The following is a 15061-nucleotide window of genomic DNA, read 5'->3' as shown; positions in this document are numbered from 1 at the left end:
TCGGCCCGATCCGAGCACGAGCAGTAACCAACGACAACATCAGGGGGTCACGATTCAGACATCGTCAGGGGGTCAGAATTCGGCCGTCGTTGACATACCGGAGACCTCTTCGCGTGTCCGGCTACGACACGCCGTTGATCAACACTTTGAGACAGGCCCTAGTCGCCGCGCAGTCGCCCTGAAGATTGTTGCAGAGTAGCTGAGCGGGCATTCTTCGTGTACGGGCGGGGTGTTACCGGCTGATCCGTTGTGGGTGGAGACGTACACCGGGCTGCCGATGAGCCGGTTCCAGCGGCTGGTGCGAGTGGTGAAGAATCGAGGCGGCGAGGGGCCCGGTGGCGAGGGACCCGTGGGCGGCACCGGCGCCGCGGAGTTGATGGAGGTGGTGGCCCTCTTGAAGCGGGTGAACCAGAGCGGCGGCCGCAAGGTGCCCGAGGGCGCACCCACCGCTTTCGTGCCGGCCCGCTACGCCGAGTACCTGGCCAAGGCGCGCAAAGACGGTGATGAGACCGCCTACCGCCACTATTGGGAGTTGCGCGTGGTGCTGGCGCTGCGCGACGGGCTGCGCTCGGGGGATGTGTTTGTGCCGGCTCGCGCCGCTACGCTGATCCGGCCGCCTACCTGTACACGCCCGAGCAGTGGGCGCCGCGGCGTGCCGATTTCTGCAGGTTGGTCGGCAAGCCCGGTGATGCCGCCGAGGCGATCGAACAGGGTGAGGACGAACTGCTCGCCGCACTGGCCCACAGGTGCTGGCCCAGGCGTTGCCTGACGACACCGGCATGGTCCGGCTCGATGAGGACGACAAGCTGGTGATCCCGCCGCTGTCGGCCGAGGACGTGCCGGGCGAGGGCCACGGAGCTGAGGGGGAGCTGGCCGGGATGCTGCCGTTCGCGCCGATCGCCTCGCTGCTGATCGAGTTGAACGTGTGCGCGCATTTTGTGGACTGCTCCACCCATGCCGGCGGCCGTAAGCAGGCCCGCCCGGCCGATCTCAAGCGCAACATCCTCAGCGTGCTCATCGCCAACGCCACGAGTCTGGGGTTGTCCAGGATGGCGGAGGCCTGCGGCATCCCGTATGACGTGCTGTGCTGGACGCAGGAGTGGTACGTGCGGGCCGAGACGCTGCGCGAGGCCAACATGGTCAACAGGTCGTCGTCAACTACCACCGGTGGGAGGCGGCAAGAGCATGACCGCGCTGGACATGACCGTCCACGGCGGCCAGGTGCTGTCATCCTGCACGCACGTGTCCGACCAGCACTCCACCTTTGGCACCAAGACATCGCACCGAAGCCCGCAAGGCGCATTTCGTGCTGGACGACTTTCTGAGCAACGCCACCGACCTCCGCCGTTCGAGCACCTGAGCGATACGAATGGCGTGATGCTCATCAACTTCGGTCTGTTTGAGCTGGTGGGCAAGCTGCTGTCCCCCGCGCATCCGCGACCTGGGCAAGATCGCGTAGATCCGGGACGAGACGCCCACGGAGACGGTCAAGCGCTACCCGCATGCAGGGCCGCTTCGAGCGCGAGCCGGAACGAAGACCTCATCACCGAATGCTGGCCGGATCTGCTGCGCATGGCCGGGTCGCTGAAATGCGGGCAGGCCACCGCCTCGCTGGTGGTGGGCAAGTGATCGGTCGCCTCCCGGCAGAACACCCTGGCGGCCGCGCTGAAGGTGTGGGACATGCTGCGCCGCACCCTGCACGCGCTGCGCCGGGGCCTGCATTACGCCCAGCAGGGTGCCGTCATCTAGCCGGCCCTGGCCGATCAGGCCGATCAGGTGTGGTGTCTGACCGTGTTGACCAACGCCGTCATCACCTGGACGGCAGAGTAGTACTCGCTGGCCGTGAGGCAGTTGCGCGCCACCGGCCGGGACGTGCCAAAGCTGCTGGCCCATATCTCCCCGGCGCACAGCGAGAACGTCAACTTCTTCGGGGTCATCACCGTGGATGTGGAGGCGGAGCCGGCCGAGCTGGACGGTGGCCGCTGCCGTTCGCAGGCGATGCAGGAGACCAGCTGATCCCCAAGTGATCGCCGCTTGTGGTCGACTGCAGGACGTGACCGCCCTTGCCGGGGGGCCGGGTGCTCGACCTGAGCACGGGGGCGCCCGTGATCTTAGGTGAGGCGGCTTGCCACTTCAGGGCGGCGCAGCTTCGGCGCTGCAGTTCCCTGCCGTCGAGCGGCGGGGTCTCGGATGAGATACCCGACACTTGACACACGAAATTTGTGTCGTGAATAATAGAGCATAGTTCGAGGGGGAGTACCCGACTCGTTACCGCACCGCCGTCAGTACGGGCCCAGCCATCCGGGCCCCGGCGGGGCAGCCACCGCCTTAGCCGGTGGCTCCGGGGAGACCGTCGGCCACAGAGCGCCGCCGCGCAGCGCGCGGCGGCCTGGTCGAGGAGGTCTGCTCCGTTGTCTGTCACCTGGTGGGCCTGGGCCGCGGTGCTGCTGGCGGTGGCCATCATGTTGGCCATCGACCTGCTGCTGCATCGCGACAACCACGTCATCGGCTTTCGTGAGGCGGCCATTTGGTCGGGCGTGTGGGTCACGGCCGGCCTGGCCTTCGGCGCGATCTTGTGGGTCTGGCAGGGCGGGCAGGTGGCCGGCACCTACTTCGCCGGCTACCTGATCGAAAAGGCATTGTCGATCGACAACGTGTTCGTCTTCGCGCTGATCTTCACCGCCTTCGCCGTGCCCGCCGCGCTGCAGCACAAGGTGCTGTTCTGGGGCGTCATCGGCGCGCTGGTCTTCCGGCTGGTGTTCATCTTCGTCGGCGCCGAGCTGCTGGAGACGTTCTTCTGGACCGCCTACCTGTTCGGCGCGTTCCTCATCTACACCGGCTACAAGATGGCCTTCCGGCACAACCAGCAGCCCCCGCCCGACCGTAACCCGGTGGTCCGCCTGATGCGCCGCGTGGTGCCGACCGACCCCCGCTACCACGGCGCCCGCTTCTTCGCCCGCATCGACGGCAGGTGGGTGGCCACGCTGCTGTTCGTGGTGCTGATCGCGGTGGAGGCGACCGACCTAATCTTCGCCATCGACTCGGTCGCCGCGATCCTGGCGATCACGACCAGCACCTTCATCGTCTGGACCGCCAACGCGTTTGCGATCCTCGGGCTGCGCAGCCTGTACTTCTGCCTGGCCGGGCTGCTGCGCCGGTTCGTGCACCTGCACTACGGCCTGGCGCTGCTGCTGGCCTTCGCCGGCGTCAAGCTGATCGCCTCGGAGACCCCGATCGGGAAGCTGCCCATCCCCATCACGCTCGGTGTGATCGCCGTCACCATTGGCGTCTCCATCGGCTGGAGCCTGCTGGCCACCCGCGCCACCGCCGCAACCGGCAGTGGCGGAAACGGCAGCGGCGGCACCGCCGCCACACATCCGCCTGCGACCTCCGGCACGAACGGGCGGCAAGCCGGTGCGGGCAACGCAGCAGCCGCCGACCGCAGCACCGTCGTCAACGACCCGTCGTGAACCTCCGCCCACGCAACGCCCCCGGGCGCGAGCGCCGCGGGGACAGGAAGGAACAACACCACCATGCGCAACCCACCCGCCACCGCCCAGCCCACTGCGGGCCCCGTGCCCCCGCCGGCGCGTACTGCCATCAGATCACCGACCGCCTGCCGGGCACCGGACCGGTGCTGGCCGTTCTCACCGGCGGCCCCGCCGACCTGGCCGTGGCCCGCACCGCCGCCACCTGGGCGGCCGGCACGGGCAGCCTGCTGATCGCCGTCACCGTGGTTACCAGTACCGGCTTCAGCATCAACCCGCTCCTGCACCAGGTACGGGCCCGCCGCCAGGATGCCGACAGCCTGGCCGTGATCGACCGACTCACTCCGATCCTGACCGCGTCCGGGGTGGCTTGGCTACGCACCATCGTGGCTGTGCCCACTCGTGCCGGCCCGACCCTCACGCTGGCCCCGGCCCTGCCGCTCGCCACGATCCGGCGCCTGGTCGACCGCTACGCCGGCCTGCAACAGGTCCGCGAGTATCCCGCGATCTCCCTGCTGCTGAGCACCACCCCGGTCGCCGAGCTCACCGGCGCCGACGCGCTCGGGCTGGACGCGCTGACCGCCGAAGCGGTGGAGCGGCTGCGCGGCGAACTGCAGTCCGCCGCGGCCGCCCCGGCGATCGGCCGCCTGCACACCCTGCTCGGCCAAGCCCGGCACGGCCCCAGTCGCCATGGGCTGGCCGTGTATGCCAGCGCCGGCAGCCAGGCGCCGATCCGGCTGCCGATCGGTGTACGCGACCGCGCCGTCGGCGACCCGACATTTGCCACCCGTGACCTGATCCGCGCGCCGCACCGCACCCCACGCCACCTAGTGCTGGCCCTTAACCCCGGGCAGCCCGGCTGCTGGAGACGCTGCCGACACCCTACTGCCCGCCGCCACCTCGGCCTTCCCGATGTCAGCGGGCCGCACCCCCACACGCGGCCGCGGCCGCGCCGACCGGCCCAGCCGGGAGTCTTCCGCCGGCGACTTTTCCGTCAGGTCGACGCCGCCCTCGGCGCCGACCTGCGCCTGCACCCCGCTCCGCTGGTGCTCGTCGGCGACGAGCGCACCACCGCAGCATTCAAACGGCTGTCGGCCAACTGTCAGCGGCTGGCCGGCATCGTCACCGGCAACCTGGCCGCCCCCGGCCGGCCGAGCTGACCGCCCACATCCGCACGGTGCTCGATGCCTACCTGCACCGCCGCCAAGACGAAGCGCTTGCCCTGTTCCAGCAGCGCACCGCGGCCGGCCGCGTCGCGTCCGGAATGCCGGCCGCCAGTGGGCCGCTCGCAACAGGAGGCCCGAGATGCTCGCCGTCGACGACTCGCTCTATTACCCCGCCCGGCTGTCCGACGACGGCGACACCCTCACCCCGGCCGCCGACATCGACCACCGCGACGTCATCGACGACGCCATGGACGAGCTCATCGAACTCGTCTGGCCGGGGGCGGCTGGATCGCCTTCACCACCCCGCAAGCCCTGGCCGGCCATCAAGGCGTCGCCCTGGTCACCCGCCGCTGAGCACGCCGGTCGTGCATATCATGTCTTCTGTTTCGCGATATGACAGTCGTGCTTCTAGCCTGGAAGACATGCCGGACTGGACGTTTCTGACCAACCACGCCCACGTTCTGCTGTGCATCGCACGCGACCCCGGGGTGCGCATCCGCGACGTGGCCACCCGGGTCGGCATCACCGAACGGGCCGCGCAACGCATCCTGGCCGACCTGGTCGCCGCCGGATACCTGACCGCTATCCGCGAGGGGCGGCGCAACCGCTACCAGCTCAACCCGTCCCTGCCGCTACGCCATCCGCTGGAACGCGATCACCAGATCGGGGAGATCCTCGCGGTCTTCCACGCCACCGAAGCGCCCACGCCCAAGGCCAGGCCCGAAACGCTGACCGCACCGACGGCGGATGCACACCAGTGATCCGTCCACTGCGGCATATCTGGGGTGCCGGTAAGAAACGAGCTCACGCAGGGCACCGCCCGTCAAGCTCGCCGTGGGAGGGGAGACTGAGGTGCTCGGTCCGGCTGCGCCCAGGCCAGATCTAGGGTGCGGACGTGGTCGAGCGCAGCCCGGTCAACGAAGTCCTGGCCGTCGTTTGCATCGATGGACGGGCTGGAGAGGGTGAGGTCGGTCTGTGGGGAAATGGCCACCGCCCCCATGGAGGGATCGCCTGCCTGCTTGAGTACGAGCTCCGCCGACAGCAGCAATGTGCCCCCGGCGGACCCACCCGCCAGGCTGCACCCTGCTGTGCCTTGCAACGGACCCCGCCTGTGAACCCGCCACGTCTTGGGCGAACGGGCTTAGCGTACGTTCTCGTTCCATCCGGATTTCCGGCCTCGACGCTACTGCCTTGATCGCCTCGTGCTCCGACTCGTGGTTCTCCCGGCCCTCGCCCAGCAGCCGCAACGCGCGCTGCCGAAACTCCGGCGGGAACTGACCTGGCATGGCTCCATCCTCCAATAGAAGTTGGAACTGAATCCAGGACGGTTCACATGCACCGCCACGTGAGGTCGTACGCGGACACAGGGGTGCGGCGAGTGAGCACGCGGCGTCGGCGGCGGTCAGCCGCGCCGGTGCCGCGGCAGCAGCAAGCTGACCACCGCGATGGCCAGGCCGAGCCCGGCCGCCATGAGGAAGACCAGGCCATATCCGGCGGCGAGGGCTGCGGCCGGGGAGCCCGCGCCGGGCTCCGACGCAGCTCTGGCGCCGGCAGCCGTCGCGAGCACCGCCAGGCCGATCGACCCGCCCGCCTGGCTGGCGGTTTGGGCCAGGCCGCCGATGATCCCCGCATCGCCCTCGGGAGCGTCAGCGGTCGCCACGGCCATGAGAGTGGGGAAGGTCAGCCCGATGCCGACCGCGATGAGCAGCGTAGGCCCGAGCACGCTGGTGCCATAGCCGCTGCCGGCATGAGCCAGGGAGAGCCAGCCGAATCCGGCCAGGAAACCAGCGCTGCCGGACAGCAACAGAGGCCGCACGCCGGTGCGTGGCAGCAGGACGGCGGCCCACCGCGCGATCACCATGAACATCACCGCCGCGGGTGTCTGCCCGAGCCCGGCTTGAAGCGCGCTGTAGCCGAGGACGTTCTGCAGGTAGAGCGACGTGAAGTACCACATCGCGATGGTGACTCCGCCGAACAGCAGCAGCATGCCGTTACCGACCGCCACCCCCCGGATCTTGAACAGCCGCAGCGGCACTATCGGCTGGGTGGCGAGGCGCGCCTCCACCGCGGTGAAGACGACGAGCAGGAGCAGGCCCGCCACAACCGGCCCGATGACCAGCCCGGACGACCAGCCGTGATCGGCGCTCTGCATGACCCCGTAGATCAGCGCGGCCAGCCCCGCCGTCCCGGTGACCGCGCCCGTGAAGTCGAGCGACTCTCGCCGGCTGCTTCGCGTACCGGCCAGCGACATTATCGCCGCGACGATCAGCATCGCGCCGATGGGCACGTTGATGAGGAAGACCCACCGCCACGACAGGCCGGTGGTGATGGCGCCGCCCGCGATCGCGCCGGCCAGCCCGCCCACACCGCCTGCGGCGGACCATGCGCCGAATGCCTTGGCACGTGTGTTCGGCTCGGTGAAGCTGGTGTTGATCACGGCCAGCGTCGCCGGGGCCATCATGGCGGCTCCGACGCCCTGCGCGAGGCGGGCCGCCACCAGGACCTCCGGAGCAGTTGCCAGGCCGCCGACCAGGCTCGAGGCGGAGAACAACAACAGCCCCGCGGCCAGCATCCGGCGCGGGCCGTACAGGTCGGCGGCGCGGCCACCCAGCAGCATCAAGCCGGCGAAGGTGAGCAGGTAGCCGTTCACCACCCAGGCCAGGCCAGTGGGTGTAAAGCCAAGGTCCTCGCGGACCGAGGGCAGGGCCACGTTCACGATGGACGAATCCAGGATCACCATGAACTGGCAGGCACACGCCAACGCCAGGACCAACCAGGAGGGCCCGGTGTGCGGCCTGGCCCGCTGCGTCTCGATGTTGGTTGTCATGACTTACTCCTGGCCAAACCGCCGCTCACGCGGTCCGGGAGGCCGTAGCGGCCAGGGCTTCGCGGGCGTTTCCCTTGCCCGCGGCGGCATCAGTGACGCGCCCGCTTCCCAGCAGCCGGATGGTGATCCGGGCCAACCGCTGCCCCTGGTATCTGGCCGCTTCCAGCACCGCGGCGTCCGGGCCGTCTCCAGTTGGGCCGGTCACATGCGAGGTGCCATAGGGGTTGCCGCCGGCGGCGTACACGGCCGGATCGGTGAATCCGGGCGGGACGATCAGCGCCCCCCAGTGGTAGAAGACGTTGCCCAGCGACAAGATTGTGGCCTCGCTGCCGCCGTGCCGGTTGAATGCCGAGGTGAAGGCCGTGACCGGCTTGTCGGCCAATCCGCCTTCGTGCCACAACCCGCCGGCCTGGTCGATGAACTGCTTGAGCTGCGCGGCAGGAGCGCCGAACCGCGTCGGTGTCCCGAATGCGAATGCATCGGCCCACGCCAGGTCATCGATCGAGGCCTCAGGGGTCGACCCGGCGGCGTCGGCGTGCTGCCGCCACATCGGGTTCTGGTCAATCGCGCTGTCGGGAGCCAGCTCGGCGACCCGCCGCAGCCGCACCTCGGCCCCGGCCGAGGCGGCGCCCTCGGCGACGGCCTGCGCGAGCGCGTGCACGCTGCCTGTCGCGCTGTAGTAGATGACGGCGACCTTCACGGTCATGCCCGGCTCCTCATTGTCGAGTAAGATTGGTTACGTGCATAATAGTTATGTGCATAACCAATGTGTCAAGGAGGAGCCCATGGACTTCGAGCACGCCGACGCCCTCAACCAGGCCATCCGCCTGTTGAGCCTGCGCCACCGAGCCAGGGCCGCATCGCTGCTGGCCCCGCTCGGCCTGCACACCGGTCAGGAGGCGCTCCTGCTCGAGCTCGACCGGACCGGCCCGATGATCCAGGCACAGCTCAGCGAGGCGCTCGGTTGCGAGCCGCCCAGCGTCACGCTCATGACCCGCAAGCTCGAAGCCGGCGGCCACATCCGCCGCACACCCGCCCCCTCTGACAAGCGCGCCAGCATCGTCGAACTCACCGACAGCGGCAAAGCTCTGGCCGACCAGGTCAAGCAGCTTTGGTGCGCTCTGGCGGAGGAGACCGTGGGCGGCCTGCCCGCCGAAACGGTGGCAGAACTCCCCGGCATCCTCAAAACCTTGACCGACAACGTGGACACCAGGCGCCCCACCACCCAGGCGGCGCTGGCACGGTCTAGCGCCGTGCGCTCACCCAGCAAGGCTTCCTAGATAACCGTTGTCATCTGGCAAGACGGCGATCACCGGTATAGCGCGACCTGGGCGGCCGTCGCCCGCAGGCAGGTTTCGTGTCCCGGCTATCTGGCAACTTCGCGGATGGTGGAGGCCGGCACGATGGATCCGGTCATCGCCAAGCAGTTCGGCCGCGCCCACCCGCTCGCCCGGCACCTCGACGACTTCCTCACCGACCTGGCCAACACCGGGAAGTCGGCGCACACCCGGCGGGCCTACCGCGGCGACCGGATCGCCTTCGCTGCCCACCACGGCGAGGACCTCGCCGAGCTGACCGCCGCGCCGGTCCGGGCGCTGCTGGCCGAGCTCGCCGAGCTGTCGCCGGCCAGCCGCAAGCGCAAGCGGGCCGCCGTCGCCTCCTTCACCAAGTGGGCCGTCCGCCACGACCTCCTGCAGGCCAACCCGATGGACCGGATCGACACCGTCAAGGTGCCCAAGAGCCTGCCCCGCCCGGCCGGCGCGGCCGACGTGACCAAGGTGCTCGCGGTGATCTGCTCACGGCGACCGCGCCAACAGACGCCGCTGGACCGGCTGCGGGATCGGGTGCTGTTCGAGACCGCCTACGTGTGCGGCGCCCGCGCCTCGGAGGTGTGCGGCCTGTACGTCGAAGACCTCGACCTGCGCCTGGACGACGAACACGTCCGCATCCACGGCAAGGGCGGCAGCATCCGAACCGTCCTTCTCGACGACCGAGGCTACGTCACCCTGCTCAAGCTCTACCTCGCCCGCGCTGGCTACACCGCCGGGCCGCTGTGCCGCGCCTCCACCAACGGCCGCGGCGGGCCGCAGTCCTACGACGCCGCCCACCCCCGCTGGCGGACCTACTGTACGCAGGCCAGGATCGAGATCGACATCCACCAACTGTGCCACACCCACGCCACCGAACTCATCAACGCCGGCGTCTCCATCGAGGCCGTGCGCCGCCACCTGGGCCACGCCTCCACCGAAACCACCCAGCTCTACGCGTTGCTGGACGACAAGGTCGCCGACGCCGAGATCAGACGGCATCCTGATCTCAAATCTTTACCGCCTCGGCGGTCCTGGATCGGTGACTTGCAAGATCAATGCCGTTTGGGGCTCATGACACGTTTCCTACTGGCATCCCTATCTGCATGGCGGCCCCCGCCCAGCCGCAGCCTCGCGGGACCAGGTGCCGCCCCACGAATCGCGGCCCCGTCCCTCTCCAGCCTGGTGACCGCCCCACCACCCTGACAGCACATAATGTGACGATGCAATCGCCGCACGTGTGACCGGGTATCGAGCGCTTCGTCGATCAATGCCCCGGTCCGGCGACACGGCCCTGTGACACAGAAGCTGCATTATCTGTCACACCGGCTCTCGCCGGGCAGTGTCCGCCCAGCTCGCCGTCCGCAGCCGAGCGCTTCCTGGAGTCGGTGCAGGCGGCCACCACCTGCGCCGGCTAGGGCCAGTCTCAAAGTGTTGATCAACCGCCTGACCGCCGTGGCTGGATCGGCCATCGCTGAACTCCATCAGCCCCGCAGCACGCAGTGCGTCCCGGATTCGCTCAGCATCGCGATCACGCTCGTTCCACAGCGGCCGCCGTCCTTGGCCGTAACCGAACCTCGGCTCGTCATCGCCCGTGATCTCACCGCAGACGTCGTGGTGCGACGTGGTGAGCTTGCGATGCAAGGGCAGCAGGACGAGGGTCTGCTCACCGACCCAGCGTTGTTCGCCCAGGCCGAAGCCGGTGTTCGGTGCCACGGCAGGCCATCAGCGGGCGGATCCGCATTCGCGGAATTGCCATGGACGTAGGCGCGGTCGAGGAGCACCGCTTCGGTACGCCGGCTTGCCGCGCGCCTTCGCGATGGCGCAGCTGGGTCACATCATTCCGGCGGGATCCGCGGTTTTGGCTGAGCGGCGGGGGTCACTGCGACCGGGCACCATGAACCGAGCAGCGCCGCCTGGGTGACCGGTCCCAGCAGAAGGCAGGCGGGCGACTCGTTTCCCCGGTTGCCGAGCACGAGAAGCGTCGAATCTCTGGCCGCCTCGATCAGCGCGCGCTCCGGACGCTCGGTCACGAACTCGGTCGTCACCGATACCTCCGGATACCTGCCGGCCCGCTGAAGTGCGACTTCGCGGAATCGGGCTTCCGCACCCCTGCGTAGAGCGTGTGAATCCACGAACGGAAGTGGCTCGTGCCAGGACGATGATCCGCAGTCTCCCCAGCAGCACATGGCCCTCAACGTGCCGCCGCGAAGCGCGGCCTCGTCCAGAGCGAAGTCAAAAGCCGCCAGACTGGCGGACGAACCGTCGAGGCCGACCAGGATACGGGCACCCTGGCTGCTCGGCGGTAGGAGGGGCGGCCGTACGACGACGACCGGCCTGCTGCTGTGCGCGGGCACCTGTACGGCGGCGGACCCCACCTGCAGGCCGTCGAATCCTCCTTGACCGCGAGACCCGAGCACCGTGAGCTCCGCTTCGCGTCCCGCCTCCACGAGCACCGCCGAGGGCGTGCCCCTGCCCAGCAACGGCTGGACATCCATCTCCGGAGCCAAGTCGCGGACCCGGCGGAGACCCTCTTCTACGACGCCGCGAGCGACCTGCTCCATCTGGGCGAGCACTTCCTGCACAGCGGGTTTGAGGGCGTAGGGCCAGTGCACGGCATGGCAGACGAGTACGGGGAGCTTCCGCAGTCGAGCCTCTTCGACTGCCCAGCGCAGCGCGTAGTGGCTCTCGGGCGACTCGTCGTAGCCGACCAGGATGGGCCGACCGGCATGTGCATCGCTCACTACTGCCTCCTGGAAAGAGGGATTCTCTGGCCTGCCGCATGAGCCGTTCCCCTGACCGACGAGATGAGGCCCTCGGGACATGAAAGTCTTGGCCTAAACCTGCTTGCCCTGAGCACGCCCGCTGACCATGAGGATGGCGGGCTGTCACGTCCCGGGCGGAGGTGACCGTCACTGGGGCAGGAGACGGTCTGCGGCGTTCTGGTCGCCGATGTTCGCGGCTCTCTGTCCAGGCAGATCGTCCAGGCCGGGGCCCGGCCCACTGCAGTGCCCAGGCAAGTGCCGTGGCGACCCTGCGCGAGCCGGCCTATGGCGCCACTCTCACATGATCTAGCAGCCGCTATCGGGATCGGCGCTGTGTGGAACATCCGGTTCATGGCGGGTGGGCATGTAGGCGACCAACTGGGCGAGGACCTGCACGCCACCCGCGCCAGCAGCCACTGGTTACTCAGCGGCTCATTCCGGCACACGGACTGCGCCAGTGAACGACAGGAGGCATGGGAGGCAGCCTGCGCTGAAAGGAGACTGCGAGGCGTGTCCACGGGCATGGCAGCACGAAGAAGACAGGAGCGAATGATGAGAGCCGACATTCACGACGTAGGGCGTGCCTGCGGCCGCGACTGCGTCCTGACGTACAGCGCGGCCTCCAGGCAGGAGCAGGCCACCAAAGTCTCGTTCGTGAGGCCCCGCGGATGGCTCAGCGGGGCAGCCTGTGACCGTCCGGGCATGTGGCTGCCCTCCCCGGTGTCACGAACGGCGGCCTGAGCGCTGTGGGCGCAGCGAGGCCGACAGCGATCATCGTCGGCGCGGGAATCGCCGGCCTGGCGTGCGCCCTGCGCTTGCACCAGGCCGGCGTGCACGTCCGGGTCCTGGAGTCCGCCGATGGGGTCGGAGGCCGCATGCGCACCGATCTGGTGGACGGCTATCGCCTGGATCGTGGATTCCAGGTCTTCAATACCGGATATCCCGAGGCCGGGCGTGTACTGGACATCAAGGCGCTCCGGCTCCGGTCATTCAGTTCCGGCATGCTCGTCTTCGGCGCTGGCGGTCTGCACCGGGTGATGCTCCCGTGGAAGCATCCCCGCCACGCGCTCAGCGGCCCTCTGTCCGGCGTCGGCTCACTGAAGGACTGGGCCGCACTGGGTGCGATGACGTTCCGCGACATGGCGGCACCTGCCGCCTTGCTGCGCGGCGGTCGTGAGCGGTCGACCCGGTCGGAGCTGCGACACCGGGGCATCTCCGAGGCGATGATCGATCAGCTGCTGAGGCCGTTCCTGTCGGGGGTCCTTCTGGAACGGAAGCTGGAGACCTCCAGCACGTTCTTCCACCTGGTATGGCGGTCCTTCGCACGCGGCACCATCGGGTTGCCCGCTCTGGGCATGGGCCAGATACCGATACAGCTCGCCACTCGCCTGCCGAGCGGCGCCCTGCACCTGGGGAGGCCGGTCGAAGCGATAACCGACGACGGCGTCCTCCTGCGGGACGGACATGAGATGGCGGCCGCTGCGGTGATCGTCGCCACGGATCCGCGCTCAGCCGCAGACCTGCTTCCCGAGGTGCGGGCTCCTGCGATGCGGTCGGTCACCACCTTCTATCACGCGGCACCTCGATCGCCCCTCGGCGAGGCCACCCAGATCATCGACGCCGAAGGCCACCTTGCTGACACGTTGGTGCTCACGGACGCCGCTCCTGAGTATGCCGCCGACGGCCGGGCGCTCATTTCCACCTCCGTCCTCGGCGTCGTCGGTGATGACCACGAACCGCAGCTCCGAGCCCGCCTGGAAGAGATTTACGGCGACACGCGAGGGTGGCGCCACCTGGCGACCTACGCGATCAGGGACGCTCTGCCCGCGATGCTGCCGCCTCTGTCACTGCGCCGCCCTGTACGGCTCGCGAGCGGTCGCTATGTCTGTGGCGATCATCGTGACACCAGTTCCATCCAGGGAGCGCTCGTCTCCGGCAGGCGCGCCGCCCAGGCGGCACTGACCGACCTATGCCCCTGAGAGAGGAAGTGAGCCACATGCTCGCGAGCCCTGCAATCCGTCGCTTCGCCGCACTACCGTTGTTCGTCGTCGCGGTCGCACTCGTGGCGACTGTCGGGTCGCTGGCTTCGGCGAACGCGAGCAGCGACTACCTCGCGCTGGCCAAGCCTGGGTGGGCGCCACCGGCGTGGCTGTTCGGCCCGGTCTGGACCCTGCTCTACGGCATGATCGCCGTCGCCGGCTGGATGGTGTGGAGGGTGCGCGGGTGGACGCCTGCGCTTGGCGTCTATGCCGTGCAGTTGGTGCTGAACGCCGCCTGGACGCCGTTGTTCTTCGCCGCTGGGCAATACGGGCTGGCTTTCGGCGGCATCGTGCTGTTGTGGCTCGCGATCATTGTGAACATCGTGGCGTTCTGGCGCCTGCGCCGTAGCGCGGCCCTCCTGCTGATGCCGTACCTGCTGTGGGTGAGCTTCGCGGCCGCGCTCAATGCGGCCATCTGGCAGCTCAACTGATCCGGCCTGCCACCGAGCTGCAGGCCGGGCCTGCCGGTCACCCCTTCGATGCTTTGCAACACGTCTCGGGCGCCGGAGGGCGCGATGGAGGTGACCACGCCCTCCGGCACGAGCCGTTGCGCTACTCGGGCATCAGGACTTCGTCGATGATGTGAACGGTGGCGTTGCTCGTCGGCACGTCGCCACAGACCACCTTCGCGTCGTTGACTGTGATGTCCTCACCCGAGCCCTTCACAGTCAGCGCACCGCCGGACATCGTGGTGAGTGTGCCGTCCGCCAGGTCCGCGGCGGCCTTCTTGCCCTCGACCACGTGGTAGGTCAGGACGTTGGTGAGCTGCTCCTTGTCGGCCAGGAGTTGGTCCAGCGTCTCTTTCGGAACTGCCTCGAACGCCTCGTTGGTGGGCGCGAACACGGTGATGTCCTCGGCGGAGTTCAGCTTCTCCACCAGGCCGGCCCGCTTGACCGCGTCCGCAAGGGTGGAAAGCTCGGGCACCTGGGTGGCGGCGGTGGCCACCGGCTGGTCGGCGATGCCGGCGAGGCTGCCTTCGATGGCGGCGCACGCTGGGCCGAACGGACTGCCTTCTGGGGCAGGTGACGGCGTGGGAGAGGCGGCGGATGCGCCATTGGCGCCGGCCATGGTGGCGGTCAGCGTCAAGGCCGCCGCGATCAGCAGGTGTTTCACGATGGTCCCTTCTGCAGTTCCTCGGAGTCACCGGCGGAGAATTCGCTCGGCGTGAAGTGGTCCGGTTCCGGACCGTGCGTCTCTCGTCTTCAGTCTCAAGCGAGCATCGACACGTAGGAGTCACATACGGCCCAAAATGGGATAAATGGCGCGAACGGCATATTTGTGATGGCGAGTCCGATGAGGCGCTGCTCGCGGTGTCCCCGGCGCGCCACCTGTGCGTGGCCTGATCTGCGGTCGACCGGCGACTCGTGCCTTTCATGGCCTTGCCGCGATCGGTTGGTGCCTCGTTCCTGGATCGCCGCAGCCGGTTTGCCACCGGGGCCGGCGGAGGCGCCGCCCGTGACAGCACGCAC

General features: G+C 68.7%; 18 protein-coding genes. 13 read left to right on the top strand and 5 right to left on the bottom strand.

Features of this window, described 5'->3' with window-relative positions; all coding sequences use genetic code 11:
• Positions 1-253: 253 nt before the first annotated feature.
• The 8 genes from ACWDXC_RS44060 (at position 254) to ACWDXC_RS44025 (ending at position 5415) form a co-directional block, all read left to right on the top strand.
• Entirely contained in the window at positions 254-769 is a 516-nt protein-coding gene (locus tag ACWDXC_RS44060) for a hypothetical protein (protein ID WP_449992922.1), read from the top strand.
• The gene (locus tag ACWDXC_RS44055) at positions 747-1325 is read left to right on the top strand and encodes a Tn3 family transposase (RefSeq protein ID WP_449992920.1); all 579 of its coding nucleotides are present in this window, start codon (positions 747-749) and stop codon (positions 1323-1325) included. Before ACWDXC_RS44060 ends, ACWDXC_RS44055 begins: the two co-directional genes overlap by 23 nt.
• Entirely contained in the window at positions 1222-1629 is a 408-nt protein-coding gene (locus tag ACWDXC_RS44050) for a Tn3 family transposase (protein ID WP_449992930.1), read from the top strand. Before ACWDXC_RS44055 ends, ACWDXC_RS44050 begins: the two co-directional genes overlap by 104 nt.
• Positions 1630-1842: 213 nt before the next feature.
• Positions 1843-2016, top strand: coding sequence for a hypothetical protein (locus ACWDXC_RS44045; RefSeq protein ID WP_449992918.1), 174 nt, complete (start codon positions 1843-1845; stop codon positions 2014-2016).
• Positions 2017-2411: 395 nt separating this feature from the next.
• Positions 2412-3470: a TerC family protein gene (locus ACWDXC_RS44040; RefSeq protein ID WP_375075177.1), complete on the top strand. Its 1059-nt coding sequence runs from the start codon at positions 2412-2414 to the stop codon at positions 3468-3470.
• A 164-nt stretch (positions 3471-3634) separates the two neighbouring features.
• Complete coding sequence (locus ACWDXC_RS44035; RefSeq protein ID WP_449992915.1) at positions 3635-4648, top strand: hypothetical protein; 1014 nt, start codon at positions 3635-3637, stop codon at positions 4646-4648.
• Between the two features lie 145 nt (positions 4649-4793).
• A complete protein-coding gene (locus ACWDXC_RS44030) occupies positions 4794-5051 on the top strand; it encodes a hypothetical protein (RefSeq protein WP_449992913.1) in 258 nt (85 codons plus the stop codon).
• A 25-nt stretch (positions 5052-5076) separates the two neighbouring features.
• Complete coding sequence (locus ACWDXC_RS44025; protein WP_219508869.1) at positions 5077-5415, top strand: helix-turn-helix transcriptional regulator; 339 nt, start codon at positions 5077-5079, stop codon at positions 5413-5415.
• 62 nt (positions 5416-5477) lie between these two features.
• Here the strand turns inward: ACWDXC_RS44025 and ACWDXC_RS44020 are convergent, their stop codons facing one another.
• The 3 genes from ACWDXC_RS44020 to wrbA all read right to left on the bottom strand — a co-directional run bounded on the left by ACWDXC_RS44020 (position 5478) and on the right by wrbA (position 8187).
• Positions 5478-5753 (bottom strand): alpha/beta hydrolase fold domain-containing protein, encoded by a 276-nt coding sequence (locus ACWDXC_RS44020; RefSeq protein ID WP_449992911.1) that lies wholly within the window; start codon positions 5751-5753, stop codon positions 5478-5480.
• Between the two features lie 303 nt (positions 5754-6056).
• Complete coding sequence (locus tag ACWDXC_RS44015) at positions 6057-7481, bottom strand: MFS transporter (protein WP_449992909.1); 1425 nt, start codon at positions 7479-7481, stop codon at positions 6057-6059.
• Positions 7482-7506: 25 nt separating this feature from the next.
• Positions 7507-8187 carry an NAD(P)H:quinone oxidoreductase gene (gene wrbA / locus ACWDXC_RS44010; RefSeq protein ID WP_449992907.1) on the bottom strand — a complete coding sequence of 227 codons (681 nt, stop codon included), beginning with the start codon at positions 8185-8187 and terminating at the stop codon, positions 7507-7509.
• Positions 8188-8266: 79 nt separating this feature from the next.
• On the opposite strand from wrbA, the gene ACWDXC_RS44005 reads away from it, so the two are divergent.
• The 3 genes from ACWDXC_RS44005 to ACWDXC_RS43995 all read left to right on the top strand — a co-directional run bounded on the left by ACWDXC_RS44005 (position 8267) and on the right by ACWDXC_RS43995 (position 10555).
• Positions 8267-8761 (top strand): MarR family winged helix-turn-helix transcriptional regulator, encoded by a 495-nt coding sequence (locus ACWDXC_RS44005; RefSeq protein WP_449992905.1) that lies wholly within the window; start codon positions 8267-8269, stop codon positions 8759-8761.
• Positions 8762-8884: 123 nt separating this feature from the next.
• Positions 8885-9994, top strand: coding sequence for a tyrosine-type recombinase/integrase (locus ACWDXC_RS44000; protein WP_449992903.1), 1110 nt, complete (start codon positions 8885-8887; stop codon positions 9992-9994).
• A gap of 228 nt (positions 9995-10222) precedes the next feature.
• On the top strand, positions 10223-10555 hold the full coding sequence (locus tag ACWDXC_RS43995) for a hypothetical protein (RefSeq protein WP_449992901.1): 333 nt from the start codon (positions 10223-10225) through the stop codon (positions 10553-10555).
• A gap of 71 nt (positions 10556-10626) precedes the next feature.
• Here ACWDXC_RS43995 and ACWDXC_RS43990 read toward each other — a convergent pair whose 3' ends face one another.
• Complete coding sequence (locus ACWDXC_RS43990; RefSeq protein WP_219508880.1) at positions 10627-11532, bottom strand: universal stress protein; 906 nt, start codon at positions 11530-11532, stop codon at positions 10627-10629.
• Between the two features lie 725 nt (positions 11533-12257).
• Between ACWDXC_RS43990 and ACWDXC_RS43985 the strand changes: the two genes are divergently transcribed.
• Positions 12258-13532 carry an NAD(P)/FAD-dependent oxidoreductase gene (locus ACWDXC_RS43985; protein ID WP_449992898.1) on the top strand — a complete coding sequence of 425 codons (1275 nt, stop codon included), beginning with the start codon at positions 12258-12260 and terminating at the stop codon, positions 13530-13532.
• A gap of 17 nt (positions 13533-13549) precedes the next feature.
• Positions 13550-14023, top strand: a complete 474-nt coding sequence (locus ACWDXC_RS43980) for a TspO/MBR family protein (RefSeq protein ID WP_449992896.1) — start codon at positions 13550-13552, stop codon at positions 14021-14023.
• Between the two features lie 121 nt (positions 14024-14144).
• Here the strand turns inward: ACWDXC_RS43980 and ACWDXC_RS43975 are convergent, their stop codons facing one another.
• Positions 14145-14708, bottom strand: a complete 564-nt coding sequence (locus ACWDXC_RS43975) for a fasciclin domain-containing protein (protein ID WP_372455389.1) — start codon at positions 14706-14708, stop codon at positions 14145-14147.
• Positions 14709-15061: the final 353 nt, after the last annotated feature.

It is taken from the genome of Nonomuraea sp. NPDC003214, from assembly GCF_053590035.1.
The sequence above is the reverse complement of the archived record's forward strand: the minus strand, read 5'-3'. Positions and strand labels throughout refer to the sequence as shown.